Raw genomic sequence first — 24,468 nt, 5'->3', positions numbered from 1 at the left:
TTCGGTGGCTGATCCCCGGGGCCCGGTACGGGTTCGTACTGTCCAACGACCGTACGGACCGGCGTCACGTCGTGACGAGCTCCGGCATGTCGAGAGCACCGGCGACCCGGCGGGCCATGGCGGCCACCTCCGGCGGAAAGCGGTCCAGCGACCCGAGGTCGTCGCACAGCTTGGCCCGCAGGCCGTGCAGGCACGCCATCGTGAACAGCACCTCCGGACGGTCCTCGGGCTGCTGTGCCTGCTCCGCCTGGCGCTGGCCGCGGTCGAACATCGTCCGCACCGCCCCCATCTCGTCACCTCCGCCGGGCGCCGCCTCGTTCAGCAGACCGGCCACTTGGGCCCGGTCGTGGTCCTCCGGGCCGTCGGCGCGGTTGCGCTGCTGGCTGATCTGGAGGTAGCCGCGCTGAGTCTCCGGTTCCACGCCGACGTGCTCGCAGTAGGCGGCGATCAGCATGGCCACGCAGTTCATGGTGTCGGCCGCGTCGGTGGCCCGGTACAGCGTCATCCGCTTCCAGTCCCGGGCGACGTCCGAGGCCGCGTAGCTCATGACCTCCTGGCAGCGCTCGACAGCCTCGTACACGAGCTGGTTGACCGCGCGGCGCATCGGCTCAGGCATCGGGGTGTGTTCCATGGCCGCACGCTAGAGGGGCCACGTTCCCGTAGTTCGCCATCGCGGCCCCGCGCTCACCCGGACGGACCAGAAGCCGCTCCCGGCCCGCCGTCCAGGCCGGATGCCCGGCAGAGGAGGGGCTGACGAAGGCGTGCGAATTCGCACGCCGCACCAGATGCTCAGCGGCCTGGCTGGCAGAGGCGCCCGGTGGTCGTTGGTGTTGCGCTAGGTGTTGCGCTAAGCATTGCGGTAGAGGTTGCGCTAGGTGTTGCGGTAGAGGTTGCGGTAGAGGTTGCGCGGGCCCGTACAGCGTCCTTGAGTTTGTGCGGGTCACCGCAGGTGTTGGGCGTGGTCGGGGTGCTGACATCCCCGTTGCGGCCCGCTTTGCCCTGTCCCTGGCTGGAGTTGAGGGGTGAGGGAGGGCGGGATGGGCGGCGCAGGCGCGGCCGGGGATCGGGCGCGCATGCCGGTGTTGCGCGTCGGCCGGGCCTCCGCGCTGCGCCGCCGCCCAGGCCTGCGGCCGACCCCGGAACCCGGCGGTTACGAGCGGAGCTCCTGGCGCACATCCAGGTAGCAGCGCAGCCGCACGCCGGGCTCGCCGGGTACCCGGGTCGTACCGTCCGCGGGCGCGGTCGCCCACTGCCCGGCGAGCAGCTCCTGGACGGCGAGCGCGGTTTGGTCGTCGTATGCCGCGACGTCGACGACGGCCAGGCCCGGCTGCGCCACGCGGGTTTCGCTGATCGGCTTCATGCCCGGCACTACGCGCCGCCGTTCCCGGAGGTTCCCCTGTCCTGGCGCGTTCACCCAACCGAGTACGTTCCGGCCGGTGTCGCGCAGCGCCGCCGCACCGGGGGCACCGTCATGGCGGCGTCTGGAGGGGGACGTCGGCGGGGGAGAGGTCGGTTCGGGAGCGGTGCAGGCGGGCGGGATGGCGCCACCGGCCTGCGGCGTCACGGGCGACGTCGATGCCGACCTCCACCACCAGCCCGGGACGCACCAGCGTGACGGTCAGCGTCTCCCGGGCGCCCCAGCCCGCGCTGAACGACCAGCCCGTCCAGGGATGTCCGGGCCGGGCCGGAGCGAGCAGGCCGGCGAGCGTGCTGCTGGTCGCTGCGGCGAGGGTGGTGGTGCGGCCGGTGTACTCCAGGCGCCCACGGTCGTCGTACCTGCCGAGCAGCAGACTGCGCGGGGCGGCCAGGGGGCCGGTGACCGCGCCGACGATCGCCTCGGTCGTCTCGCGCACCTTGTACTTCCGCCAGCCCCTCACGGAGGGCTGGTAGATACCGTCCAGCCGTTTGAAGACCACGCCTTCCATGCCGACTGCTCCCCAGGTCAGCCACTCACGCACGAGGTCCGGGTCCGTGGTCGACGGGCACAGCGCCCACGGCGCCGACAGCCCTTTCGCGGTGAACACCGCTTCGAGTGCGGCCCGGCGCCGCCGGTACGGCCAGGTCCTCGTGTCGGTGCCGGACAGCCTGAGCAGGTCGAAGGCGACGAAGTGGGCCGGCCATTGTTCAGCCGCCCGGGCCGCTCTGGTGCCGCGCCGCTGCAGCCGGTTCTGCAGCCGTTCGAAGGCGAGCCGGTGCGTCTCCCACACGATCAGCTCGCCGTCCAGCGTGGTCGCGTCCGGCAGTTGCGTGGCGCCCGCCACGACCTCTGGGAACGCGGGAGCCATCTCGGTGCCCCGCCTCGAGCGCAACAGCACGTGGTCCGCGTCGACTGAGTAGGTGTTTCCGAACCTCGGGTGAAAGTGTCCTGCTCGCCAAACGCCACCCCGACACGGGAAGGCCATGGGTGCGGCAGTCGGTCAACTGGCGGCCGGGGCTGGCTTGTGAACCAGGTCGTAGGCGAAGCTCACCGTTTCGGTCAGGTGGCCGTCGATTACGTAGGGGCTGAGTTCGGTCATGAGGTCGACATCGAACTCAGGGGCGCGGTCCGCAAGCACAGACGGGGGCAGGAAGGATGTCGAGCGGACGTGCCCGGCTAGTTCGTTGATCGTCCAGCGATGCTCGACTGCGAACTGATGACGGTCGGCGGGATCAAAGCCAGCGCGGGAGAGCACGTCCTGGTCGGGGTCCGCCTGTCGCTGTTCCTCAGCGCCGGACGGAATCCGGCTCGTTGCGCCCAGCGCCTCTTGCCACCTGCGCAGGAGGCTGCCGAAAGCCTGCTGCCAGTCCAGAGGACCGGCCCATGGGCTCGTTGACCAGCAGAGAGCCAGATACCCGCCGGGTTCGAGCCAGGTGAGAGCGCGTTGGGCAACTAGGTCACGGCGCAGGCGGTGGAAGGCATTGCCGATGACGATCAGTTCGACGCTTCCCGCATCCATGTCCAATTCCTCGGCTTTGGCGGTGACGGCCCGGACGTGGGACGCACCCTCGGTGGCTGCTGCTTTGGCGCGGATCGCGTGTGTCATGTCGAATTCAGCGTCCACTGCCCACACCTCCGCGAACCGGTCACGTAGCGGGAAGGCGAGCTGGCCAGTGCCACAGGCCAGATCCAGCAGACGTCCGCGCCCGGACGGGCGTGTGCGGCGGCTCAGGTCGGTGAGCATCGTGTCGGGGTAGGAAAGCCGGAAGCGGTCGTAGTAGCTGGCGGTGCCCTGATACAGGTCGGGTTGGAAACTCACCTCGTTGGCCATGCGGCAACCCTTCCATGGACCTGCTTTGCCAGGCGACTTTCTCTCCTGCAGCGGGCCTGAAATCAACTCGCCGTCCCGCGGGTCAGGAGGTCTTCTTCGTCCATTGGCTGGTGCGCGGGCTTTTGCGGGTCAGGCGCCGGGTCATCATGGTGATGAGTGCCCAGTTCAGGTGGGCTTCGGAGTGCTGCGGGAGGCGTTCGTAGTCGCGTGCGTTGCGGCGGGCGTTCATGCACCAGCCGATCGTGCGCTCGACTTTCCAACGACGGGGCAGTACGACGAAGCCCTTCGTTCCCTTGGGTCGGGAGACGATGCGCAGGCTCAGCCAGAGGCGTTCGCGGGCCCAGTTCACGAGGTCGCCGGCGTAGCCGCGGTCGGCCCAGACCTGAGTGATCTGCGGCTGGGTGAGACGTAACCGCCAGAACACGTCGCGAGCGGCGTCGCGGTCCTGGATGTCGGCGGGCGTCACCGTGATCATCACCGGCAGTCCGAGCGTGTCCACGGTGATATGTCGCTTGCGGCCGTTGATTTTCTTGGCGGCGTCGTAGCCCCGGCTGTTGTGGCCGACGGTGGAGGCGCCCTTGACCGACTGGGAGTCGACGATCAGGGTCACGGGGTGGGGGCAGCGGCCCTTTCCGGTACGGATCCTGCGGCGGAGCTGGTCACGGATGTAGGTGACGACCCCGGCCCGGTTCCACCGCCAGAAGAACCCGTAGACCGTCTCCCACGGGGGGAAATCCGCAGGCAGGGCTCGCCACTTCGCGCCGTTGTCGACGATGTAGCGGATGCCGTCGACGATCTCCCGCCGGGGCCACTTCTCCGGATGGCCGCCGGTCTTGGTCTGGCAGGCCGGGATGGGCAGCAGGGGTTCCAGGAGTGCCCATTCGGCGACGGAGGTGTCGGAGGGGTAGCGGCGGCGACGGGTGGCAGCGGGCATGGCGGGCTCGGCAGAGGTGATCGGTTGCGGACAGGGGCTATTTGGAGAGCTGGGCGAGGGTGGCGCGGACGCCGGTGAGCTGGGCGGTGGCGAGCTGGGCCCATTCGTCGTCGGGGTAGCGGGCCAGGTGCGGATCGAGCGTGCCCGTGATCACCCGGGTGAGGCGGCCGAGGATCTGCCTGAACTGCCGCTTGTCGTACTCGATCCAGTCCGCGGGGTCGTCGGAGAACATGAACCCGTCCCGCCGTGTCCAGGTGATCGGCGTCAGGTTCTCCGCGGCGACGACGTCGCGGACGTGCCGGATGCCGCGGCCGACCTGCGAGCGGGTCAGGCGGGTTGCGGCCATGAGCTGGTAGGTGTGCAGGCCGGCGGGGCGTGCTTCCATCAGGGCGACGCGGACGAGGTCGCCGTAGTGCTCGGCCAGCGGCCGGGCCTCCCGGCGTCGCGGCACGGCTACTCCTCGCCTTTGAGCAGCTGGACGAGCTGCTCGTCCAGGGTGAACTCTCCGTTGTCGAGGGCTCCTTCGAGCCAGTCCGCCGCGGCACGGACCCGGCCGATCTGCCGGCGGACGGTCTCGCGCTCGTCCTCGGTGAACTCCTGCCCACGCAGCTGTGGGACCAGGCGGCCGAGGGTGGCCACGAAACTGTGGCAGGAGCCGACCAGGTCGAGGTACTCGATGGTGTGCTCGATCGCGCGGACGGCCGGAGTACGTTCCCGGATCCGGTCACGGGTCTCGTTGGAGTTGTCGAACTGAGCGCGGTTGACGAGCATCCGGGTGGTGTCGTCCCGCATCGTCTTCCGGGCAACGGCCGGACGGCGCAGCAGACTCGTGGTGACCTCCTGCGCGACGGTGTCGTCCCTGGTCAGCTCCGTGACGACCCGGACCTTCTCCGCCGGGGTGACGTGCTCGGTGACCGTCGGCCGCTTCAGCAGGTCGGTGGCGACCTGGGCAGCGACCTCGTCGTCCCGGGTCAGGTCGGCCACGGCCTGGACCTTCTCATCCACCGTCACCGGCCGGTCGACCCGCTGGCCAACGACCCGCTTCGCGCCGTCCGGCGTCCACTGCCTCGCCCCGGTGCGCGGGTTGAACGGCGCATCCTCGATCGCCGCCCACCGCTCATCCTCGTCCACGACCGACGCGAGGATGCGGTGAACGGTGAACGACACGCCCTCCTTGCGGCGCTTTTCCGGCCACCGGTTGGCGGTGTAGCGCCAGTCCTCCACCGTCCGCCGCTCGACGCCGATGTCGTCTGCGAACATCTGCAACGACTCCGTCACGGTGAACAGGTCCTCCGTGCCGTTCGGCATCGACCCGCCCACCGACCTCATCGGCTCGATCTCCAACGCCATGTCACCCAGCGCGAACTGCGAGCGGGCGATCTGCGCGATCAGTTCCTTGGCCCGGGTGACGAGCTGTTCGTAACGCTGCCGGGTGACGTTCCCGATCCGGTCGGCCACATCGGTCATGATGACCACCGCCCTCACCCGGGTCCGGCCCAGCCACGACGTGACCGGTCAAAGGGGCGCCGGCCCCGGTCACGTCCACCGTGACGCGCGCGCGACACGCCGGGACAGGGCGTGAACCGGAGGCGCTCGAAGCGCTCGGGGGTCGATCCCAACTACCCTGCAAGACGGGGGGTGTTCGAGGTGTTCGCGAGGCGTTCGACTATGGCGTTTCCGTAACGCCTTTCCGCGACGCCCGCCGCTGACGACAAGCCCGTACCCGGCAGCGGTCCGTGCAGTAGACCGCTGCCCTCGACCGCTCCACCCCCACCGTCCACGACCGCCCACACACCGGGCACTCCGTCTGCTCTCCCCGCTGCATCGCGGCCACCCGCTGCCGGGTCAGCTGAAGCCTCCGCCACCGCCGTGACCTGCACCGACCCGAGCAGAACACCGCCTCCGCCGCCATCGTCTGCGGCAGCGGATCACCACACTCCCGGCAGTACCGCCGAGCCGTCCCGCCAGCCACCACACCCCAGATGATCCAGGTATGCGCAGCTCACGGCCAGGGATCAAAAACACCTACTGAGACGAGAGCCCGGAACCCGTCCCACTTCGGCTCCCCGGCCCACCCCGGCGGCAGAGCGGGATCCGGCACGGTGGTAGCCAGCATCGGCTCCGGCAGCGTCCACGTCACGCCCCATGCCTTCCACCACCACTGGCCGCCGTTCGAGTGCAACAGCCCGGCCCGCCGTCAGCTGCTCGTGCCGCCGGGGTCAGGGAGCCGTTCGTCAGGGGCGCGTGCTGACGCGCACGGTCGGGCCCCACTTCGCCATGGCCGGCGCGGCGCACCACTGGCACAGCGGGGTGCCGCCCCGGCCGTACTTGTGGGTCTTGCGCCGACAGGTGGCGCACGGGCCGACCAGATCACCGGGGCAGGTCGCTGTGGAAGGGTCCGGCTCGGTGATCGGCGGCGGGGGAGTCGTCATCGTGGCGTGTCCTGTTCTGGGCGACCGGCACCGGTCGCCTAAGCCGCAGGATACGACCCGAATGACACGGATGTTCGACATCCGGCGGTCGTGCCGCCCTGATCCATACGCGCGTGGTGAGCCGCGAGCCCGCTCGGATCCGCGGCCGCACGGCCGCGGAGCGAGTGGACCTGTCCTGATCAGACCTTCCTTGATCACCGAATGTGGTGCATTCCTGACCGGTTGTCAGTGCCTGCTGTCACCATGGGCGGTCTTGGTCATTTGCTTCGAGGGGGAGGCGTCGGATGCCTTGGGTACGGGACTACGTGCGCTCTGACGGAACGCCGGTTAGGGGGCATTCGCGGTGGGCCCCGGGCGCCAGGCGGGAGATGACGGTCTTCGCCCTGTTCGCGTTAGCCGTGGTGGCGTTAGGTAACGGCAGCGGCAACGCGTCGGCGGGGAGCGGAGGTGCGGCTCCACGGCCGCAGTCGACGGTGGAGTATCCGATCCGGTTCGACAACGCCCCGCAGCGTACTCAGCAGCCGCGGCCCACGGTGTCGTACCCGGTCCGGTTCCCGGAGACGGAGGGGAACCGGTGACGCGCCGGCGACCACCGGTACGGCGGCGTACGCGGCGTCCGGGCAAGCGGCGGCAGCAGCGGGATGCTCAGCTGGTCGCCTTCGCTGTGGTGGCGACGGCGGTCATCGGCCTGGTGGTGATGGTGGTCAACTGGCTGCTGGCCCATTGGTGGGTGCTCGTCGTCGCCTTGGTCCTCTTCGTGCTCGCGGGCGCCGGCTGGTTTCACAACCGGCAGCAGCGGGCCCGCTGGGATGCCGTGCGCGCGCAGGGCCTGCGCTACGGGCTGTCGGACCTGGACGTGCTGCATCACGCCAAGTTCGAAGAGGCGATCCGGGATCTGATGCGGCGGGACGGCTGCCAGGACGCCCAGCGGGTCGGTGGAAGCGGCGACCTGGGCGCCGACGTGAAGGCCACGGACCCGCTCGGGCGGCGCTGGGTGATCCAGTGCAAGCACCGCCGCCACGGCGCCCGCGGCTCGGCGGTGGGCACGCCGGACCTGCAGGTCCTCAACGGGACGGCCCGGCCGGTGCACGGCGCGGACGTCGCAGTGATCGTCACGAACGGCAGGGTGACCGCCCCGGCCGCGAACTTCGCCAAGCAGCAGCGGCTGCACGTGGTGGACCGCCAGACGCTGGCCGTGTGGGCGTCGGGCTCACGGCCGCTGTGGGAACTGCTGCGGGCCGTGCCACCCCCCAGGCGGCCAACATCTCTGAGCTGAACGGGACCGCTCGTCGGACCCTCGGTCCTGGGGCCGTCTTCCATGCGTCTGTGACCGGAGGGTCAGTCGAGGATGCGGAGCTCGATGTCGGGCTGGCAGTGGGGGCAGGCGGGCAGTCCGGAGGCCAGGAGCCGGCGGGCTTCGTCGCGGTCGACGGGGCGGCGTCGGTTGCCTGCGGCGTAGCAGTCGCCCGCGTGTACCTGGACGGGCGGGCGGCCGGCACCGATGCCGAGCTGGACGATCCACTCCGGCCGGGCGGGCCGGACGCGCCGGCCGTGGTCCCGCTCGGCTTCCCGCCGCTGGAGGTCGGCGATCTTGTTGTCGATGCGCGCCAGCCACATCGCGTGCCACACCCTCAGGGTGAGCAGTCGCTCCAGGTCAGGTGGCAGGTCGTCGAACACGTTCCGTCCCGGGATCTTTCGCCGCGCGGGTCGCACCCCTCGCATGTTCGAATTCTAGTTCGATAATGTGGGATGGAGGAGGTGGGTGTGCCATGGCCGCGAAGGAGCCGGAAGGTGCGGGGGCGACGGTGATGCACGTGCGCTGCCCGGACCGGCTGCCGGAGGAGACCTACCGGCAGGTCCTGGACCAGCTCGCCGGGCTGTCCCCGGTCGTGCAGGCCCTGCCGCCGTCCGCGGCGCTGGTGGAGCTGAAGGGCGCGCTGCGCTACCACGGCACCGACGCCCGCCACCTGGGGGAGGTGCTGCGCGTACGGACGCTCTCCCGTCTCGGAGTCGACGTCCGGGTCGGCATCGGCCCGACCGTCACGGTCGCGGCCACCGCCTCCGCGCAGATCACCGGCCCCGGCGGCGTCCTCGCCGTCGACCTCGACCAGGTCACCTCATGGGTGGGGCCGCTGCCCGTGGATGCCCTGTACGGCATCGGGCCCCGTCAGGCCGCCGCCCTGCGGGACTACGGCATCCACACTGTCGGCATGCTCGCCACCGTGCAGCCCGCCACCGTTCAGCGCCTGCTGGGCGGCCGCGCCGGACGCCTGGCCGCCGACCGGGCCCGCGGCATCGACCCCCGCCCCGTCACCCCCCGCACCCTGCCCGCCTCCGCCACGACCCGCTGCGCCTTCCCCCGACACACCCTCGACGGCACGGCCGTCCGCGCCGCCCTCCTCGACCTGCTTGTCCACCTCGGACAGCTCCTGCGCGGGCGTGGCCAGGCCGCTCGCGCGCTGCGGCTCACCCTGCACTTCGCCGGCGGCACCACCTGGGAGACCTCGTGCCGCCTGCCGGAAGCCTCCGCCCACGACGAGGACCTGCGCACCCTCGCCTACCGGCTTATGGACACCGCCGGCCTCCAGCGCGGCCGCCTGACCGCCCTCGCCCTCAAGGGCGAGGACCTCGTCGATGCCGACCAGGTCGCCCAGCAGATCAGCCTCGACACCGCCCGCGAGGCCCGCCTGGTCGCCGAAGCCGTCAGCGACCGCGTCCGCGACAAATTCGGCCCCGGAGTCATCGGCCCGGCCACCACCTTCCGGCGCGCCTCGTGAACCCGGCGCACCCCAGTGCGAGCAGGTGTAGCCCGGTGCCGCTGGATCCGCCAGGGTGACATCGGCTGTGGCAGCAGGGCGCGCCGCACTGGCCATACGTCCAGGCCGTCGACCAGGCCCTGGCCGGCCGCAACATCCCGCCCAGAATTGTCCGGGCCGACGTCGCGCAAGGGGCACGGCGAAGCCGGCGCACGTTCCTGGGGGAGGGGATGTACAGATCCTCGACTCCGACAGCCCTCTTCCCGGCGGGCGGTTGAGCTTCAGCTCCTCGAGCGCTGGGCCGACTCCCAGGACTGCTTCTGCCAGAACAGCACGAGGAAGAGCGCCAGGAGAAGACCGTCGGACAACGGCTGGCCCTCGTCTTGCAACTGCACGCGAATGGGACGTGTGCCGAGCCGGTCGTAGAAGATCCGGAGCGGACCGATGACACGAACCCGGCTGCCGCCGCCGTCGTACTCCAGCTCATAGGCGCACGTGGGACGCCCAGCCACGGAGCGCAGATCACGTGCCGCCCACCGTCACGTTCGAGAGGCCTCAGTGAGCCTCGCTCAACCGGCCTACTGCGGGCAGTTGATCTTTTCGTCGTTGTCGTTGCGCCATATCGCCCAGTCCCAGCTCTGGTCGAGCAGCTGGCCGTTCTTGTACAAGCCGATGGTCACGATGAAGCACTCACCCTCCCGCAAGTCCTTGTCACTCTTGTCGAAGGTCTGGCAGTCCCCCTTGCCTTTGCCCTTGAGATGGTAGAGATTCCGCCCTCCGGGCCCGATCGTCGCCTGAGCGCTGTATCCGTCCTTCTGCAAGTCGCAGACCCGCAGCTTGTCTTGAGCAGGCCAGAAGTCGACCCGCCCGCCGGGATTGTCGTCGTCGCTGTACATCCAGTGGTGCGGTCCCGAAGCAGCCGTTTCCGTAGTCGAGGCTCCGGCCGCCGACGCCGTGCTCGGCATGAGCACCAGTGGGGCGGCGACAGCTGCACCTGCCGCTGCCGTGCGGAGAGCCATGTTCTTCATCATCATTCCTCCGTTAAGGCGTGGTTGGCCTCCATCCTGGTAACGGGGGGAACAGCTGAGCCATAGCGCAGAGTCCACGGAATGTTGGCACTCAGTGAACCGAACCCCTCTTGCGCCGAAGTGTGGAAGCCGTCCGTGGTCATCACGAACACCCTGGCGCGACGGCCAAGACGGCGTCATCCGGCGCCGCTGGCCGCACTGGTCCGCACCGCCCACCGAGTCGACCGTGGTGCACGGGCGGGTGATTCCAATACGCTGCTGCCTCAGGCGGCGAGGACGTCCCGCAGCTCGCGTACGGCGCGTTCGCGGTGGTGCTGCGCGGGGATCGCTTCGTACAGGTCCTGAGCCCGGCGGTGGACTAGGCCGGTGCGGTAGTCGCCGGGCAGCGCGGTCAGCGCGGCGACCGTACGGCGGCACGCCTCCTCCTGGTCGCCGTCGTGGCGAGCGCACGCCGCGGCGTCGATGTTCAGCAGGGTGCGGGTCATGGTGCTGGTCGGAGCGGACAGCTCCAGCGCCCGCTGCTGGCTCTCGCGAGCACGGCGGGTGTCGCCGAGGGTGGTGAAGGCGTGGCTGAGGTGGACGTGGTGTTTCTGTTCGCCGTACGTCAGCCACGTGTCCGACCGCTCGGACTTGGGGAGCCGGTCCATGAGGGCGTTCGCGGCGGTGAGCGCGGCACGGGCCTGTTCGCTTTGGTGGTTGAGGGCGTAGGCGCGGGCGGCGACGGCGGCCGCCAGCACCGCGGCGGCGGTCGGCCGGGTGCCGGCGGCCCGGCGGGCCTGGTCGGCGAGGTCGGCTGCTGTCTTCGGGGCGCCGTAGTTGAGGGGGACCATCGCCTCGCGCGCCCGGACCCAGGCGTAGAGCTGGTTGTCGTCGGATTCGGCGGCGGCCCGGGCGGCGGTGGCGAACCAGGCGCGCGACTGCCGGCGGCTGCCCAGGTCGTGTAAGACGATCGCGGTCATCCCGGCCATCTGCCCGGCCGTGCGGCACAACCTGGCCCTGACTGGGGCGGGCTGGGGGACGGCGAGCATGGGGCGCAGGGTGGTGAAGTCGGTGACCAGGTCGGCCAGGACGCGGGTGGGCGCTTGTCCGTGGTAGCCGTAGCCGTAGCTCTCGGCCGCGGCCTCCAGGTCGGCGAGGTCCTGCGGGGCGTCGGGGGAGAGGGTCTGGTCGACGTCGGTGCGGGCGGCGGTGAGCGCGGCGAGGGCCGGGGCGGTGAGGCCGGCGGCGAGCGCGCCGCGCAGCAGGTTGCGGCGCTTCATCGGATCATCTCCATGGTCGGACTCCGTGCTGAGGACGGCGGTGTCCTCCCAGGGTTGCGCAGCCAGCCCCAGGAGGGCACCGGGAATGCGCAGTCCGGCGGCGATTCGCTCAACGGTGGCCAGCGCGGTGACCGAGCCGGCGCCCCGGGCGATCTGGCTGACGCGCTCGGATTTGAGCGCGCACGCTTCCGCGATCCGGTTGAAGGAGATCCCCGCGTCGTGGGCCATAGCGAACACGATGGTGAAGTCCCGCTCACGAAGCGCCCGCACGAACGCCGGGTCGCCCAGCAGACGGTGCGGCACGTGGGCGGGTGACGGCGGTAAGTCGTCCACAAGTCCCCCTGAAAGCCCGTGGAATGACGAAGCGTCAGCCCACTGACCCTACCCACCGTGGGGCCCCCATGACGGGGTTATCGCCCCTGCCGTTCCTGGCTGTACTGGGGGTGTTCGCGGCCGCGCCGTAAGGGCCCGGCCGACCGATCAGGAGGAGGACTCATGCCCAGTCTCGCCACACCCCCGCCCACCACGTCCAGCGGCCTGGTCCGCTCCCGCCGGCAGATCGTCGCCGCCCGGGGCCGCAACGCCGTGCCCTCTGACGGCGGCGGCACCGGCCGCAGCGACGGCAACGACTGACTAACCGGGAGCCTGACGCGATGACGCACACGTCTATCGCGGCGTGCCTGGGCGAGGATTTCCTCGCCCAGGCACTGCACCGCGAATTCCGCCACGTACCCGGCGCGCTCGATGTCGCCGGGCTGATGTCCTGGGACGACCTGAACCACATGTTGACCGCCCACCGCCTTCAGCCGCCCCGGATGCGGCTGTCCCGCGACGGGCAGACCCTGCTGGTCGGCGGCTACACCGCCCCGGAGGCCACACGTAGGCATACGGTGTGGCACCGCCTGCACCCCGCCGAGCTCCACGCTCGCCTGAAGGAGGGTGCCTCGCTCGCGCTGGACAGCGTCGACGAGCTCCACCCGCCGATCGCCCGTCTCGCCGAGGCGATCGAGCGGGATCTGCGCACGCGGGTGCAGGCGAACCTGTACGCGTCGTGGACCAGCACCGAGGGCTTCGGCATCCATTGGGACGACCACGACACGGTCGTGGTCCAGCTGGACGGCGCGAAGCGCTGGCGGATCTACGGCACCACCCGCCCGTACCCGCTCTACTGCGACATCGAGGATCCCGGCGAGGCGCCCACCGAGCCGGTCGCCGACCTGGTCCTGTGGCCGGGCGACGTGCTGTACGTGCCGCGCGGTGTGTGGCACGCGGTTTGCGCCGACCAGGGCACCCGCTCCCTACACGTCACCTGCGGCCTGCAGGCCCACACCGCGACCGACCTGATGACCTGGGTGTCCGAGCAGCTGCTCGCACACGAGGACTGGCGCCGCGACCTGCCCCTCCTCGCTGCGCCGGACGTCCAGGCCGACGCCGTGGACGGGATGCGTAAGCGGCTCGCCGAACTGCTGGACGACCCCGGGCTGCTCGCCCGCTACGCCGCGGCGATGGACGGCCAGGCCGTCGGCCGGATGGTGCCGAGCCTGCCCTACATCGACGGCATCCCCGCCGACCCGCACCTGCGGGTGCGGCTGACGACTGCCCGAGCCGTGCTGGAGGTCGGCGAGGACGCGGTGACGCTGTCCGCGGCCGGAACCGTGTACGAGTTCGCCCCCGCAGCGGAGGCGGTGCTGCGCCCGCTGGTCGACGGCCGCACCGTGGACCTGGCCACGCTCGCCGACACCGCTGGCCTCGCCCTGGAGGACGTCGCCGGGCTGGTCCAGGAGCTCGTCGCGGGGCAGGCCGCCGTCGTGGGGAGCCTGCTGTGACGGCGGAGCTCGCTCTGGGTACCTACCGGTGCCGGGCGATCCCGGAGGCGGCCGCCCGCGCGGCCGCCTCCGGCGCGCAGTGGATCGACACTGCCCCCAACTACGCAGCAGGCCGCGCCCAGACGCTGCTGGCCCCGGCGCTCGCCGCTCACCCGTCCCTCCGTGTCTCGACGAAGACCGGGTACTTCACCGCAGCCACCGGCACCGACGCCGTGCACGCAGGTGTCCTCACCGCCGAGCACCAGGCCGTCCGCAGCTTGGGGCGGATCCGCCCCAAGCTGCGCACCTCCGTCGGCTCCTCGCCGTTGCTTCAACTCGCCGGGCACAGCCTCGCCCCCGAGTACGTGCGCTGGCAGACGGGCCGCAATCGCGCCGAACTCGGACGCGAGAAGCTGGACCTGGTCCTGCTGCACAACCCCGAGAGCGCCCACCCCGGCGACCGTGCCGCGCTGCACCGCGCGATCCGGGAGGCGTTCGTCGTCCTGGAGGAAGAGGTGGCGGCCGGGCATGTGGCCGGGTACGGCATCGCCACCTGGGCGGGCCTGGAGGACGACGCGTTCACGGTGGGGGAGCTGCTCGGCCTGGCCGCCGAAGCCGCAGGCGGCCGGCACCACCTGGCCGCGGTACAGCTGCCGGTGAGTCTGGTGATGATGACGCCGATCACGCAGGCCCTTGACGGTGCCGGCCCGCTCCCGGCCGCCGCCGACGCGGGCCTGCGGGTGATGGCCTCCGCACCTCTGCACGGTGGCGGGCTTCCCGCCATGGTCGACCGGGAGCTCGCCGACCTCATCCGGCCGGGCCTGACCCCCGCACAAGCGGGCGTCCTGGCCGTCGCGTCATGCCCAGGAGTGACAACCGTTCTTCTCGCCGCCTCCAGTGCGCCACACTGGGGGCAGGCGGCTGACGCGGTCGCCCAACCCTCCCTGACCACCGCCCAGTTGCGGGAGATCGCTGATGTACTCGCTTCCCCCTGACCCGGCCACCGAGCAGTGCATGCGTACCCACCACGCCCGCGCCGCGAAGGCCCTGGACGTGGTGACCGAGCCGGGCGGGGAGTTCTGGGGCTGGGCCGGGCGCACCCTGGGCGCCCCTGCCCGCACCGCTACCGGTGCCCCGGCGTGGCTTCGGCTGGTGTCCGCTCCGGAGGACAAGGCGTCGGGGAAGCTGTGGGACGGCACTCTGAACGCGCAGCACGCCTTCGGTGACCTCGACGGTCACCGGCCTGAGCTCCTGGGCGTGCACGACGCCGTCGACGACGGAACCGCCTACCGCGCCGAGCTGTCGGCCCGCGTCTCCGAGCCGGTGCTGTCTGCCGACCCGATCCTCCAGCACGACCTCCGGCTCCCGGAGCCCTGGTGGACCGACCTCGCCGGGGTGCTGGAGAAGGTGTCGGCGGTCGGTACCGACCGCGTTGCCGTACGGCAGCAGTACATGGACCGGGCGATCCCCGAGTTCGTCGGCATCCCGGCCCCGGCCGCGCCATGTTGGACCACCGCCCACGGCGACGTGCACTGGGCGAACCTCACTGCGCCCTTGCGGATCCTGGACTGGGAGAGCTGGGGCCGCGCCCCGGTGGGGTTCGACGCCGCCATGCTCTACGCCTACACCCTGCTGCAACCGATCACCGCCGCCCGCGTGCGAGCAGCCTTCCCGATCCTGGGCAGCCCGGCCGGCCTCGCCGCCGAAGCGACGGTATGCGCCCAGCTGCTCCAGACCGTGGCACGCGGCGACAACCTTGCCCTCGAAGTCCCGCTCCGGGACTGGGCTGAGGAACTCCCCCACTGCTGACGAGTGCCCCGGGGAACCTGAGTTCCCGGGGCCCGGCAAGGTCTCGGCTACGCGACGGGTCCACGGCGTCCGATGGTGCCGTGGACGAGGGCATAGGGAATCGCGCAGAACGCACCGAGGGTGGAGGTGACGATCATGGTGAGGAACAGCCAGTAGGTGAAGCCGCGGCCGTCGGAAGCCGCGGCGAGCCAGCCGTAGGTGAGGCCGACGAGGATGCCGGTGCTTGCGAGGCCGGCGGCCCAGCCCATCGCGCTCATGCCGAAGCCGAGACCGATGAAGGACCAGAACAGGGCGGGCCCGGCAACTACCACGATGGCCAGGAAAAGTGGGGCTGCGATGTCCCGGTCGGCGATGAAGTCCACCAGCTGAGGGACAGAGATGAAGGTCCATAAGCCGGTGAAGGCGATGCTGATTCCGAAGGCGACGAATGTGATCACACGAGTGGTACGTGTTGCGGAAGGGGCGTTCGCAGCATCGGTCATGAGGCGGAGGACTCCTTCGACGACGGCGAGCAGGGCGGTCAGCTCTGCTCCGGTATAGCCGACCCCCGGGCCACCGGGGAACGCTTCTGGTCAAAGGCACCCAGGCACGGGAGGAACGCGCACTCGAAGCGGTGATCCTGGGCGTTGCCTTGCGACCTGGGGACGCGCTGCCAACGTCCACATCATCTTCAACAGACGGCCCACGCCACCGTCCTCGGAGGGACGTCCGCGGCCCACGAGCTGTTCGCCACGGTCATCCTTTCGCGGTTCGCAGCCGACACCTGGCGGCGCCTCGCCCCGATGGCCGACCCCGCCCCGAAGCAGTCCCCGCACCCGGGCCGCTTCCACATCGTCCATCAACTGGCTCACCCACCCGGAGAACCACGAGAGCCAACCCCGAGCAGGGGCCCGGCCGCCGACGAAGGGGCGCCCGCCAGCACGGCGGGCCCCTCGGGGTCCGGGTAAGCGGAAGGCCCGTTGTCAGACCCGCTCCGTACCCTTGGCTGAGGTACCTGAGACAGGAGGGCAACGTGGCCCGCAACTCCCGCAGCAGCCAGCGACGCGCGATCGAGAAGCATTTCAAGGGCATCGCCGAGGACTACAAGCGTGCATCCAAGCGGAACCCCATCCGGGTGCCGATCCAGACCGAGGCGACTGGCACTGGAGGGACCCTGCCCGGCCGTGGCAGCGCCGAAGGAGACCCGGTCCTGGACCGGCTCCTGATGTGGCTCGACGAGCAAGCCCAGCAGAACCCCTCGCACCACGTCGACGTGACCCGGTTCGTCGAAGAACAGCAGCTGTCGGACGAAGACCCCTCCGTGCTCGCCTACGAACTGGAAGAGCGCGGTCTGGTCCGCAACTCGCGCGGCCTCGACGATGCCCCCACGGTCTACCTCACCGACGCCGGCCGCGCCGCGATCCACCGGCTGAAGAAGCGGCGAGGCGACCGTGCCGCCCGCCTCCGGTACACCATGGATGCCTTCCACCGGTGGCTGTTCGACACCGCGGGCGACCACGAGCCCATCAATCCGGTGCTGTTCCTCGCCACACCCGCCTCCTACTTCGCCGGATCCGAGATCACCGGCACCGAGCTGCACGAAGCGCTCGCCCACCTGGCACAGCACAAGTTGATCGAGCACATCGACACCGAGCCCCCCACCGTCGCCATCACACCTCAGGGCGTCAGCTGCGCTCTGACCGGAGGAAGCGTGCAAGACCACGTCAACCAGCCCCGCCCCGGCGCCACGTACAACACCTATCTGCCGAACGCCAAGGGCGTCATCATCGGCGAGCAGCAGAACTTCACCCAGAACAACACCGACGGCGTCGACCCCACGCTGTTCGTCCAGCTCGCCGGGTACGTCGGCCAGGTCAGCCCCATCCTGGGCCTGTCCGACGAGGACCGCGTGGAACTGGAGCGCGTCGCCCAGGACCTCCACACCGAGGCGACCTCCGGCAACCCCGAGCCGGGCCGCCTGCGCCAGTTCGCCACCCAGCTCAAGGACAAGCTCCTGGAGGGCACCACCACCATGGCGGCAACGCAGGGCATCCAGATGGCTGAGCAGGCACTCGCCGCGCTGATGTAGTAGTCGCTTCAGCACCACCACGGGCCCCGGGGGAACAGCCATGACGTCCCCGGGGCCCGGCTTTATGGAGTCGTACGGACTAACGACCGTGCCACCCGATCGTCACAGGACGGACCGCCGGCCCCTCGCCAACTCAAGGCGCTGTGCCCTCGGAATCCGGAGTCGCGGCCCGGGCCAGGAGCCTCCTCGGCCGCCGCCTCACCGCCAGACGAGGCGCCCTTGACGCCGGTCTCATGCCTGCGGGACGGTCTGCGCAACTACGCGCAACCGAGTCACAGGGGAGCAAGCGATGACGTTACGGTTCGTCGGAATCGACCCCAACACCGGCGGCGAAGGATCACCGACGGTGTGGGTGGAAGAGGAGAGCGCGGACCTGGTCCTCCAGGGCGAGGAAGCCGACGCCCTCCTCAAGGACTTGGTCGGCTCCACCGAGTGGGTGGCCAGCCACAAGACGGGGATCCCCGCGCACGAGCGGGTGATCCGGATTCCGGCCCGCATGGTGCCGATCTTGAGGGAGGCGTGCGATGAGGCGGAACGAGTCGCTGAACACCGCGACGTTCGCTGACCTGCTCGCAGCCACCCGGCACACCGCCGTCCACTTGGAGATGCGTGACGTCTACGCGGTGGGCGACGAACGGGAGGACTTCGAGACCTTCCTGCGCACCGGCGTGCCGAACCTCGACCCGGCCCGCTCGTTCTGGCCCCAGTGGATGCCGCTCGTGCAGAAGGCTGTGGCCCGCGGCGTGGTCATGCGCCGTGCTCGGATAGTGTCCGAGCCGGTCACCGACTACATCCGCTACGAGCACGCCATCACCCCGCTCAACCTCCAGGCCGGAGAGGACGTGCGCTGGCTGCCTCGCCGCCGCGCCTGCGACATCCCGCTGCCCGGCAACGACTTCTGGCTCCTGGACGAACGGCTCGTGCAGTTCCACCACTTCACCGGCAACGGCGACTGGGCGACCGACGGCAAGGAACGCACCACCGACCCGGCCGCCGTCGCGCTGTGCGCTACCGCCTTCGAGACCGTGTGGGAGCGCGGCATCCCGCACGAGAAGTACACCGTCTAGGCCCCTGAGCAGCCCCATGACCGCATCCCCATCGTCCAGCGCACAAGCAGCCCGCGAGGCGCTCGCCGTGCGCCTGCAGCACCTGCGCAAGGACGCCGGCCTCACCGGGAAGGAACTCTCCGCCCGGTGCGGCTGGCACCCCGCCAAGACCACCCGCATCCAGAAAGGCGACGCCCCGCCCTCCGACGCGGACATCCGCGCCTGGTGCGCAGCCTGCGACGCGGACGACCAGGCCGACGACCTCATCGCCACCGCCCGCGCCGTCGACTCCATGTACCTGGAGTGGCGCCGCCTGCACAAAGACGGGATGCGCAAGGTCCAGCAGGACTGGAACACCCTGCACGAGCAGACCCGCGTCTGCCGGGTCTACGTCTCCAACGTCCCGCCTGGCTTCTTCCAGACCCCCGGATTCGCCACCGCCCTCATGGCGCAGATCACCCGCTTCCAGGGCACCCCCAACGACGTCGCCGAAGCCGTCGCCGCCCGCATCGCCCGCTCCCGCTTCCTCTACGAGGGCGGCCACCGCTACGTCGTCCTCATGGAGGAATCCGTCCTGCGCTACCGCGCCGCCGACCCCGAGGCGATGCGCGGCCAGCTGCGCCACCTCCTGGCGGTGATGCCCCTCGCCTCGGTCTCGCTGGGGATCATCCCGTTCACCGCGCAGCGCACCGTGTGGCCGCTGGAGGCGTTCTACCTCCACGACGACACCGTGGCCGTGGTAGAGACCCTGACGGCGGAGATCAAGGTGAAACAGCCGCGCGAGCTCGCCGACTACGCCAAGGCGTTCGCCGGCCTCGCGGAGATGGCCGTGCACGGCGACGCAGCCCGCGCCCTCATCCGGGCCGCGATCGACGCCCTGGAGTGAACCTCCGCAATAACCCGCAATCTCGTTGAGGACAGCGCGGCGGCCTCCGTAGCGTCGAACAACACCGACGCGACGCACCCAGCACACGGAGGCGGTGCCCATGAGCGCACCCACACCCGCCGGTACCCAACCGGAAGACCGCGGCCTCCGGCCGCCCACCTTCGGCCGCCCCTCCTCGGCGCTGATCGCCCGCGCCGACCGCGGCTACGCCCGCTTCCTCGCCGTCCAGGCCCCGGGCGCCGACACCGGCGACCACGACCTGGACGACGACGCGGCGGGCACCCGATGAGCGACACCCACGTCGTGCTCCACGACCCGCGCGGCCTGATCGAGGCCAAACTGCCCCTGGACCGCGCCCCGCACGAGGCTCTCGTCACCGCCGTCCTCGAGTGGAAGGACGCGAACCTCGCACCCCGCGACTACGAGCAGATCGCCCTCCAGCTCACCGGGCACGCCCGCGCGGTCGCCGCCGATGTCCGGCGTCTCGCCGCCGCCCTGCCCAAGAATGACGGCCGCGGCGCCTTCGCCGAAGTCGTCCTCCGCGAAGCCGACGGCCGCCTGTCCGCCCCACTTGAAGGCACCGCCCGCTGCGTCCAGAACCGCGCCCGCCTCGTACGGGCCCTCTACACGCGGCTGGACCGCCTCACCGAACCCGCCCCAACCACCATGTAGTTCGACAGGGAAGGGCCCCAAGAATCCAGGGCCTACACGCACACCAGTACGATGCCGCAGCTCAGAACCTCCGGGGCATCGCACCCCGGTGTGTGAGGCGCACACCTGTACCACGGTCGTCGGCGGTCTGAGGAGGACCGTCGGCGCTGCCCCGGCTGACCATGCGAGCACGAAATGACATTGGTGGTCCTGGCCCTGGCGGGTGACGCTGTGGCTCGCAGCTGGGATGTAACACCAGCCAATACGCAGGACAGGTAGGGGGCGGACATGAGGGTGCGGGCGCGCGCACACAAGTTCAGCGCCGCCTGACCATGGCCGGGCTTGGCCGTCGTCGACGTCGAGTCGACGGGCCGACCTACGTCTCAGGGTCCTGCGAGCCCCGAGGCGTAGGCCGCCGGCCGGTCAACCGGAGAAGACGGCCCGGCCTGTACGGGGGAGCAGGCACTGACCGCCACGCGCTGCCAGTGTCGCCGGTTCGACGGGCACAGCCCGGCAGCGACACGAAGCTGCCAGTCGATGTGCCCGTCCTCGCCGGTGCTGGGACGTTCTGCAGGTGTCCTCCGGCAGTGTGGTCGCCCCCGGTGCGTACGTGCCGTCGTAGAGCACGAGGTTGCGACCTACCTGTTGCGCTAGAGGTTGCGCTAGGAGTTGCGCCCATCTCTTGCGCTAGGAGTTGCGCTAGAGGTTGCGCGGCCCGCAGGACCGTCCCCGTGTCCGTGCAGGTCACCAGGCCTTTTAGCCGTGGTCGGCCTGCTGACATCCCCGTTGCGGCTGCTCTGCCCATGTCTCTTGGCTGGAGTGAAGGAGGAGGGAGGGGCGGGATGGGCGGCGCGGCCACGGCCGGGGATCGGGGCGCGCTCAGCCGGTTGCGCGTCGGACGGGGCCGCCGCGCCCCGCAGCGCCGTCAGCCCGACGGGGAGCCGGAACGGAGATCGCCGATACACCCGGCCGGACCGCCTCGCCGAACCTGCCCCGGCCGCCATGTAGTTCGCCGGGGGAGCGACCCACGACCCCAGGTCCTACACGCACACCAGTGCGATGTCGCAGCTCAGAACTACCGGGCATCGCACTCCAGTGCGTGTAGGGCCTGGGAGCGGCGCCGCTGGCCCCGGACAGCGAAGGACCCCGGGCCGCCCGTGCGCCCCGGGGGCCTGTCGCCGGTCTCACCGCCGCTCACCAGTCGTCGGGTGCGCTGCCCACCCACGCGATCGGCCGGCCCTCGCTGGTGCGGCCCCAGTGCGGTTCCTCCATCGAGGTCTCGTGACCGTCGGGCAGGACGCAGATCCGGCCCCAGCGGCCGTGTTTGCCCGCACAGGCCTCTCGGTGAGCCGGGCCGTGTCGCCCTCTGCCACGGCCTGGTCGTAGCGGTCCTGGAACGGCTGGAGACGGGCGCACAGCTCCAGCCCGAGCTCCGTCTCCGCCGTATCCACCCGGGCCCGTGCCTCCTGCACCCCAGGGTCGGACAGCACAGCCGAGATGACGTACTCCGCCTCCGCGAAGGCCCTGGTGCGGGCGTGCCGCCGTACGGCTTCCTGCACGCGCTGCTCTTCCTCGGGTGCGGTCATCACGCCGCTCCTTCCGTGGCCGCCCACTCCAGCCCGAGACCGGCGAGCGCGGCGAGCTTGTCGACGGTCAGCTTGCCGCGGCGGCTCTTGCTGTTGCTGAGGAAGACACCCAGCCGGACCTCAGACCCATCCGGCAAAGCCTCTACGTGGCCCCTGGGGACCGTCACAGAGCCCGTGCGGGCCTTGTACTGCGCCAGGGCCGCAACGCCCTTCTCGAAGGCGCTCACGGGCGCCGTGGGCACGTCCGGCTCCACCGGGGCCGGAGCCGGGGCGAGGGGGGTGACGCCGACGGCCTCCAGGCGCTCGCGCTGCCCGTCGGTCAGGGCGTCCCACACCTCGGGCTTGCGTTGCCGGGCCAGCCACTTGCCGACGTCCATGCCGTGCACGGTGAAGCCGGGCAGGACCTCCGCCGGGCCTTCCTCGTCACGCACCAGCTCGCGCAGAGCGGCGTAGTACCTTTGCCACTCGGTGGGCCACGGCGGGTTCCAGTCCTCGTCCACGGCCTCCAACGCGGCCTCCCACTCGGGGCGTTCGGCCAGCGCACCGGGACGGCGCAAATTGCTCAACCATTGCCCTACCGGCTTGTCGAGTGCCGCCGCCGACCTCGGAGCACAGAGGGTCCAGTGCTCCTGGTAGTACACTCGGGCCGCCGCCAGGTTCTCCTGGAACCGCGCATCGGCCGCCGACCAGGCCATGCCCAGCTTCTCCAGCCGCGCCGCGCGCCGGCCGTTCATCTGCCCGGCCCCGTACGCCCGTCGCTGCTCCGCCACCCAGGTCCCCAGCGGGAACGCGCCCTCCTTGTGCTCGTACGGCACCCGGGCATGGCCCTCACGCTCCGTGAAATCCTTGAGCTTCGCCCAGCCCCTCGCCCAGTCCTGCCGCTCCGTGTCGATCACGTTGAAGCTGACCCAGTCCGCGACCATCACAGGATCACGCGGAGACGCAAAACGGAGCAGCAGACGGGTTTCTTCCTCGTTATCACCGGGCGCAGCACCGATGTACTCGGAGGGCTGCGCAACGTCCTTCTGAGGCTCCTGCGGGATCGCCAGCAATTCCACGGCCTCTTCATCGTGAGCCCGCAGACCTTCCAATACCTTCACCAAAGGCCGGTACGAACCCGAGGTGAACATATCCTCCGGCTGTTCATCGGGCTGGAGGAATACCGGCACGATCAAAGAGGCGAGCTTTCCCTCTCCGGGCTTCTGACGCAAAGCGCGGCCGATCGCCTGCACGATGTCGTGCGGCGCACCCTTGGGGTCCAGCAGGGCCACGCTGTCCACGGCCCGGATGTCCACGCCCTCCCCCAGGACGCGGCAGTTGGAGAGCACCGCCCGCCGGGCGGTGGAGCCGAACTTGCCCAGCACGTCCCGCCGGCGCTCCGGGACGTGCTCACCGCACAGCCAGTCCGCCCAGATCTCCGCCGGGTACTTCTCGGGCTGGTCGGCGTGCAGCCGCTTGGCCACGCGCTCCAGACCCTCCGCATACGCCGCGGCCTCTATGGTCCGGTGGTGGAAGGTGATGCAGGTCTGGAGGTTGTGCTGCTCCATCGTGTGCAGCAGCGCGCCCTGCAGCGCCCCGAGGCGCTGCCCACGGACCTCCTCGGTGTGCCGCTCCTCGCCCATCAGCCGCTCGGGCGTCACCACCGGGTCCTGGAGCTCCAGGACGATGATCTGGTAGCGCGCCAGCAGCTTGCGCGACACGGCCGACGCCAGGCTGAGCTTGTAGAGGACCGGCCCGAAGACCTTCTCGTCGTCCATGGAGGCCGCCATCTCGCGCGGCAGCGGGTCGCGCACCCCCTCGGCGACCTCGCGGTTGAGGCGCTCCTCCCAGATCCGGGGCGTCGCCGTCAGGTACAGCCGGCGGTGCGCCGGGATCTTCGTCTGGTCGTGGATGTCCGCCCACGCCTTACCCATCGAGCCGGACGTCCTGTGCGCCTCATCGACCACCGCCAGGTCCACGGGGGTGAGCTTCTGGCCGTAGGCGCCCTCGAACGCTTCCACGAGCACGCCCAGCGACGCGTAGGTGGCGTAGATGGTGACCGGCCCGGTGCTGTGCCACAGCGCCAGCTGCACGGGGTTGGTGGTGCACCTGACGCCCAGGTGCCACAGCTCCGGGTCGTCCAGAGGCGAGCACACCATGACCGCCGGCCCCTTGTGCCCGGCACCGCTCCAGGCCTTCACGGTCTGCGCCAGGAGATCCAGAGTCGGCACCACAACGAGAATGCGGCCCTTGGGCACAATCCTTTTCGCGGAGGCCGCCGCGATGATGGTCTTTCCCGTTCCGCACGCGGCGTGCACCTGCCCGCGCAAGCCATTCCAGGGAATGCCGCCTGGCGGGATATCGAGGCCGCGCACAATGGCGGCTACGGCCTCAATCTGGTGTTCACGCAGTTTAACGGCCATTCCCGTGTTCTCCTTTTCGCGGAACGCGGCGCGTAATCAGAATGGAAAGTCCGGCGCGGACAGTCGGGCCGGGGTGGTGGTGTCTGGCTCCAGACTCTACACAGCCAAGCCCCGTGATGCATCACTCACGCGACAGGTTCGCCCTGTAGGCTGATACTTGGCTGATTCTAGCCTCATGGGTGCGACTCATGCGGTATGCTGGCACGGTATTGGTGAACGGCTGGAGCGAGTTGGGGCACGTGGGAGGGGTCAGGGTGGAGCGTAAGCGGAGCCCGTCACTGCGGTGGGGCCGGCATCCGTCGGGCCGATGGTCCGTCACATCCGTTGAGGGGGTGGTGGCCTGGAACCCCAGGGGCTACACAGTCCCGCGCATGATGCACCTCCCCTTGCTGCCAGCCCCGGCGATCGCGCTTGCGCGGTCGCTCCCAATTTGCGCTTGCGCGAATTGACATCCCGTCAGAATTCCGTTTACGGAATTCCATTCCGGCGCTTGCGCCGGAATTCGAATTGCGCTTGCGCAATTCGCGCTCTATGCCCCGGCTTGCCGGGGCATATCCC

27 protein-coding genes are annotated in these 24,468 nt (G+C 70.4%); 13 read left to right on the top strand and 14 right to left on the bottom strand.

All coding sequences use genetic code 11. From position 1 onward, the window contains the following. Positions 1–64 precede the first annotated feature (64 nt). From ACFT4A_RS34145 to ACFT4A_RS34110, 8 genes are all read right to left on the bottom strand, one after another. On the bottom strand, positions 65–631 hold the full coding sequence (locus tag ACFT4A_RS34145) for a hypothetical protein (RefSeq protein ID WP_382838106.1): 567 nt from the start codon (positions 629–631) through the stop codon (positions 65–67). A gap of 519 nt (positions 632–1,150) precedes the next feature. Beyond that, complete coding sequence (locus tag ACFT4A_RS34140) at positions 1,151–1,360, bottom strand: DUF6207 family protein (RefSeq protein WP_382838103.1); 210 nt, start codon at positions 1,358–1,360, stop codon at positions 1,151–1,153. 109 nt (positions 1,361–1,469) lie between these two features. After that, complete coding sequence (locus ACFT4A_RS34135; RefSeq protein WP_382838099.1) at positions 1,470–2,315, bottom strand: ATP-dependent DNA ligase; 846 nt, start codon at positions 2,313–2,315, stop codon at positions 1,470–1,472. Between the two features lie 102 nt (positions 2,316–2,417). Further along, a complete protein-coding gene (locus ACFT4A_RS34130) occupies positions 2,418–3,248 on the bottom strand; it encodes a class I SAM-dependent methyltransferase (protein ID WP_382838096.1) in 831 nt (276 codons plus the stop codon). Positions 3,249–3,330: 82 nt separating this feature from the next. Continuing rightward, positions 3,331–4,182 carry an IS5 family transposase gene (locus ACFT4A_RS34125; RefSeq protein ID WP_382838093.1) on the bottom strand — a complete coding sequence of 284 codons (852 nt, stop codon included), beginning with the start codon at positions 4,180–4,182 and terminating at the stop codon, positions 3,331–3,333. 37 nt (positions 4,183–4,219) lie between these two features. Then, positions 4,220–4,633: a hypothetical protein gene (locus ACFT4A_RS34120; RefSeq protein WP_229882432.1), complete on the bottom strand. Its 414-nt coding sequence runs from the start codon at positions 4,631–4,633 to the stop codon at positions 4,220–4,222. A 2-nt stretch (positions 4,634–4,635) separates the two neighbouring features. After that, a complete protein-coding gene (locus ACFT4A_RS34115; RefSeq protein WP_382838090.1) occupies positions 4,636–5,649 on the bottom strand; it encodes a DUF6192 family protein in 1,014 nt (337 codons plus the stop codon). Between the two features lie 767 nt (positions 5,650–6,416). Then, positions 6,417–6,614 (bottom strand): hypothetical protein, encoded by a 198-nt coding sequence (locus ACFT4A_RS34110; protein ID WP_382838088.1) that lies wholly within the window; start codon positions 6,612–6,614, stop codon positions 6,417–6,419. Between the two features lie 574 nt (positions 6,615–7,188). Here ACFT4A_RS34110 and ACFT4A_RS34105 point away from each other — a divergent pair. Continuing rightward, positions 7,189–7,890: a restriction endonuclease gene (locus ACFT4A_RS34105; RefSeq protein ID WP_382838085.1), complete on the top strand. Its 702-nt coding sequence runs from the start codon at positions 7,189–7,191 to the stop codon at positions 7,888–7,890. Between the two features lie 62 nt (positions 7,891–7,952). On the opposite strand, the gene ACFT4A_RS34100 is transcribed toward ACFT4A_RS34105, so the two are convergent. Continuing rightward, positions 7,953–8,336 (bottom strand): DUF6233 domain-containing protein, encoded by a 384-nt coding sequence (locus tag ACFT4A_RS34100; protein ID WP_382838082.1) that lies wholly within the window; start codon positions 8,334–8,336, stop codon positions 7,953–7,955. A gap of 47 nt (positions 8,337–8,383) precedes the next feature. Here ACFT4A_RS34100 and ACFT4A_RS34095 point away from each other — a divergent pair, with 47 nt between their 5' ends. Continuing rightward, positions 8,384–9,391 (top strand): hypothetical protein, encoded by a 1,008-nt coding sequence (locus tag ACFT4A_RS34095; RefSeq protein ID WP_382838079.1) that lies wholly within the window; start codon positions 8,384–8,386, stop codon positions 9,389–9,391. Positions 9,392–9,651: 260 nt separating this feature from the next. Here ACFT4A_RS34095 and ACFT4A_RS34090 read toward each other — a convergent pair whose 3' ends face one another. The 3 genes from ACFT4A_RS34090 to ACFT4A_RS34080 form a co-directional block, all read right to left on the bottom strand. Continuing rightward, positions 9,652–9,882: a hypothetical protein gene (locus ACFT4A_RS34090; protein WP_382838076.1), complete on the bottom strand. Its 231-nt coding sequence runs from the start codon at positions 9,880–9,882 to the stop codon at positions 9,652–9,654. A 66-nt stretch (positions 9,883–9,948) separates the two neighbouring features. Continuing rightward, entirely contained in the window at positions 9,949–10,389 is a 441-nt protein-coding gene (locus ACFT4A_RS34085) for a hypothetical protein (protein ID WP_382838074.1), read from the bottom strand. Positions 10,390–10,661: 272 nt separating this feature from the next. Continuing rightward, positions 10,662–11,990 carry a hypothetical protein gene (locus ACFT4A_RS34080; protein ID WP_382838071.1) on the bottom strand — a complete coding sequence of 443 codons (1,329 nt, stop codon included), beginning with the start codon at positions 11,988–11,990 and terminating at the stop codon, positions 10,662–10,664. A gap of 162 nt (positions 11,991–12,152) precedes the next feature. Between ACFT4A_RS34080 and ACFT4A_RS34075 the strand changes: the two genes are divergently transcribed. From ACFT4A_RS34075 to ACFT4A_RS34060, 4 genes are read left to right on the top strand one after another with little or no spacing between them, the layout of a single operon-like run. Then, positions 12,153–12,290, top strand: coding sequence for a hypothetical protein (locus ACFT4A_RS34075; RefSeq protein WP_382838069.1), 138 nt, complete (start codon positions 12,153–12,155; stop codon positions 12,288–12,290). Between the two features lie 20 nt (positions 12,291–12,310). After that, entirely contained in the window at positions 12,311–13,483 is a 1,173-nt protein-coding gene (locus ACFT4A_RS34070) for a JmjC domain-containing protein (RefSeq protein WP_382838066.1), read from the top strand. Continuing rightward, positions 13,480–14,457 (top strand): aldo/keto reductase, encoded by a 978-nt coding sequence (locus tag ACFT4A_RS34065; protein WP_382838064.1) that lies wholly within the window; start codon positions 13,480–13,482, stop codon positions 14,455–14,457. Before ACFT4A_RS34070 ends, ACFT4A_RS34065 begins: the two co-directional genes overlap by 4 nt. A 19-nt stretch (positions 14,458–14,476) precedes the next feature. Beyond that, positions 14,477–15,271 carry a hypothetical protein gene (locus tag ACFT4A_RS34060; RefSeq protein ID WP_382838061.1) on the top strand — a complete coding sequence of 265 codons (795 nt, stop codon included), beginning with the start codon at positions 14,477–14,479 and terminating at the stop codon, positions 15,269–15,271. 47 nt (positions 15,272–15,318) lie between these two features. Here the strand turns inward: ACFT4A_RS34060 and ACFT4A_RS34055 are convergent, their stop codons facing one another. Then, a complete protein-coding gene (locus ACFT4A_RS34055) occupies positions 15,319–15,753 on the bottom strand; it encodes a hypothetical protein (RefSeq protein WP_382838058.1) in 435 nt (144 codons plus the stop codon). 530 nt (positions 15,754–16,283) lie between these two features. On the opposite strand from ACFT4A_RS34055, the gene ACFT4A_RS34050 reads away from it, so the two are divergent. The 6 genes from ACFT4A_RS34050 to ACFT4A_RS34025 all read left to right on the top strand — a co-directional run bounded on the left by ACFT4A_RS34050 (position 16,284) and on the right by ACFT4A_RS34025 (position 19,943). Continuing rightward, the gene (locus tag ACFT4A_RS34050) at positions 16,284–17,339 is read left to right on the top strand and encodes a hypothetical protein (protein WP_382838055.1); all 1,056 of its coding nucleotides are present in this window, start codon (positions 16,284–16,286) and stop codon (positions 17,337–17,339) included. Positions 17,340–17,628: 289 nt separating this feature from the next. Continuing rightward, on the top strand, positions 17,629–17,904 hold the full coding sequence (locus ACFT4A_RS34045) for a hypothetical protein (protein WP_382838052.1): 276 nt from the start codon (positions 17,629–17,631) through the stop codon (positions 17,902–17,904). Further along, positions 17,864–18,406, top strand: a complete 543-nt coding sequence (locus ACFT4A_RS34040; RefSeq protein ID WP_382838049.1) for a DUF6879 family protein — start codon at positions 17,864–17,866, stop codon at positions 18,404–18,406. Before ACFT4A_RS34045 ends, ACFT4A_RS34040 begins: the two co-directional genes overlap by 41 nt. A 16-nt stretch (positions 18,407–18,422) precedes the next feature. Then, positions 18,423–19,271 (top strand): helix-turn-helix domain-containing protein, encoded by an 849-nt coding sequence (locus ACFT4A_RS34035; protein ID WP_382838047.1) that lies wholly within the window; start codon positions 18,423–18,425, stop codon positions 19,269–19,271. Between the two features lie 100 nt (positions 19,272–19,371). Continuing rightward, positions 19,372–19,560: a hypothetical protein gene (locus ACFT4A_RS34030; protein WP_382838044.1), complete on the top strand. Its 189-nt coding sequence runs from the start codon at positions 19,372–19,374 to the stop codon at positions 19,558–19,560. Then, a complete protein-coding gene (locus ACFT4A_RS34025; RefSeq protein ID WP_382838042.1) occupies positions 19,557–19,943 on the top strand; it encodes a DUF6415 family natural product biosynthesis protein in 387 nt (128 codons plus the stop codon). Before ACFT4A_RS34030 ends, ACFT4A_RS34025 begins: the two co-directional genes overlap by 4 nt. 1,564 nt (positions 19,944–21,507) lie before the next feature. On the opposite strand, the gene ACFT4A_RS34020 is transcribed toward ACFT4A_RS34025, so the two are convergent. Continuing rightward, the gene (locus ACFT4A_RS34020) at positions 21,508–23,862 is read right to left on the bottom strand and encodes a Helicase associated domain protein (RefSeq protein ID WP_382838216.1); all 2,355 of its coding nucleotides are present in this window, start codon (positions 23,860–23,862) and stop codon (positions 21,508–21,510) included. Between ACFT4A_RS34020 and ACFT4A_RS34015 the strand changes: the two genes are divergently transcribed. After that, complete coding sequence (locus tag ACFT4A_RS34015) at positions 23,800–23,946, top strand: hypothetical protein (RefSeq protein ID WP_382838221.1); 147 nt, start codon at positions 23,800–23,802, stop codon at positions 23,944–23,946. The two genes, ACFT4A_RS34020 and ACFT4A_RS34015, sit on opposite strands and share 63 nt — an antisense overlap. Positions 23,947–24,468 lie beyond the last annotated feature (522 nt).

The organism is Streptomyces sp. NPDC057099 (assembly GCF_042671245.1).
GTDB classification, from domain to species: domain Bacteria; phylum Actinomycetota; class Actinomycetes; order Streptomycetales; family Streptomycetaceae; genus Streptomyces; species Streptomyces purpurascens.
This window is presented reverse-complemented; position numbering and strand designations above follow the sequence as displayed.

Coding starts and splice junctions, on each gene's coding strand:
- ACFT4A_RS34030 (WP_382838044.1), top strand. CDS start 19,372: ATGAGCGCACCCACACCCGCCGGTACCCAACCGGAAGACCGCGGCCTC.
- ACFT4A_RS34140 (WP_382838103.1), bottom strand. CDS start 1,360: ATGAAGCCGATCAGCGAAACCCGCGTGGCGCAGCCGGGCCTGGCCGTC.
- ACFT4A_RS34115 (WP_382838090.1), bottom strand. CDS start 5,649: ATGACCGATGTGGCCGACCGGATCGGGAACGTCACCCGGCAGCGTTAC.
- ACFT4A_RS34060 (WP_382838061.1), top strand. CDS start 14,477: ATGCGTACCCACCACGCCCGCGCCGCGAAGGCCCTGGACGTGGTGACC.
- ACFT4A_RS34125 (WP_382838093.1), bottom strand. CDS start 4,182: ATGCCCGCTGCCACCCGTCGCCGCCGCTACCCCTCCGACACCTCCGTC.
- ACFT4A_RS34110 (WP_382838088.1), bottom strand. CDS start 6,614: ATGACGACTCCCCCGCCGCCGATCACCGAGCCGGACCCTTCCACAGCG.
- ACFT4A_RS34055 (WP_382838058.1), bottom strand. CDS start 15,753: ATGACCGATGCTGCGAACGCCCCTTCCGCAACACGTACCACTCGTGTG.
- ACFT4A_RS34100 (WP_382838082.1), bottom strand. CDS start 8,336: ATGCGAGGGGTGCGACCCGCGCGGCGAAAGATCCCGGGACGGAACGTG.
- ACFT4A_RS34070 (WP_382838066.1), top strand. CDS start 12,311: ATGACGCACACGTCTATCGCGGCGTGCCTGGGCGAGGATTTCCTCGCC.
- ACFT4A_RS34085 (WP_382838074.1), bottom strand. CDS start 10,389: ATGGCTCTCCGCACGGCAGCGGCAGGTGCAGCTGTCGCCGCCCCACTG.
- ACFT4A_RS34025 (WP_382838042.1), top strand. CDS start 19,557: ATGAGCGACACCCACGTCGTGCTCCACGACCCGCGCGGCCTGATCGAG.
- ACFT4A_RS34045 (WP_382838052.1), top strand. CDS start 17,629: ATGACGTTACGGTTCGTCGGAATCGACCCCAACACCGGCGGCGAAGGA.
- ACFT4A_RS34075 (WP_382838069.1), top strand. CDS start 12,153: ATGCCCAGTCTCGCCACACCCCCGCCCACCACGTCCAGCGGCCTGGTC.
- ACFT4A_RS34145 (WP_382838106.1), bottom strand. CDS start 631: ATGGAACACACCCCGATGCCTGAGCCGATGCGCCGCGCGGTCAACCAG.
- ACFT4A_RS34095 (WP_382838079.1), top strand. CDS start 8,384: ATGGCCGCGAAGGAGCCGGAAGGTGCGGGGGCGACGGTGATGCACGTG.
- ACFT4A_RS34035 (WP_382838047.1), top strand. CDS start 18,423: ATGACCGCATCCCCATCGTCCAGCGCACAAGCAGCCCGCGAGGCGCTC.
- ACFT4A_RS34040 (WP_382838049.1), top strand. CDS start 17,864: ATGAGGCGGAACGAGTCGCTGAACACCGCGACGTTCGCTGACCTGCTC.
- ACFT4A_RS34130 (WP_382838096.1), bottom strand. CDS start 3,248: ATGGCCAACGAGGTGAGTTTCCAACCCGACCTGTATCAGGGCACCGCC.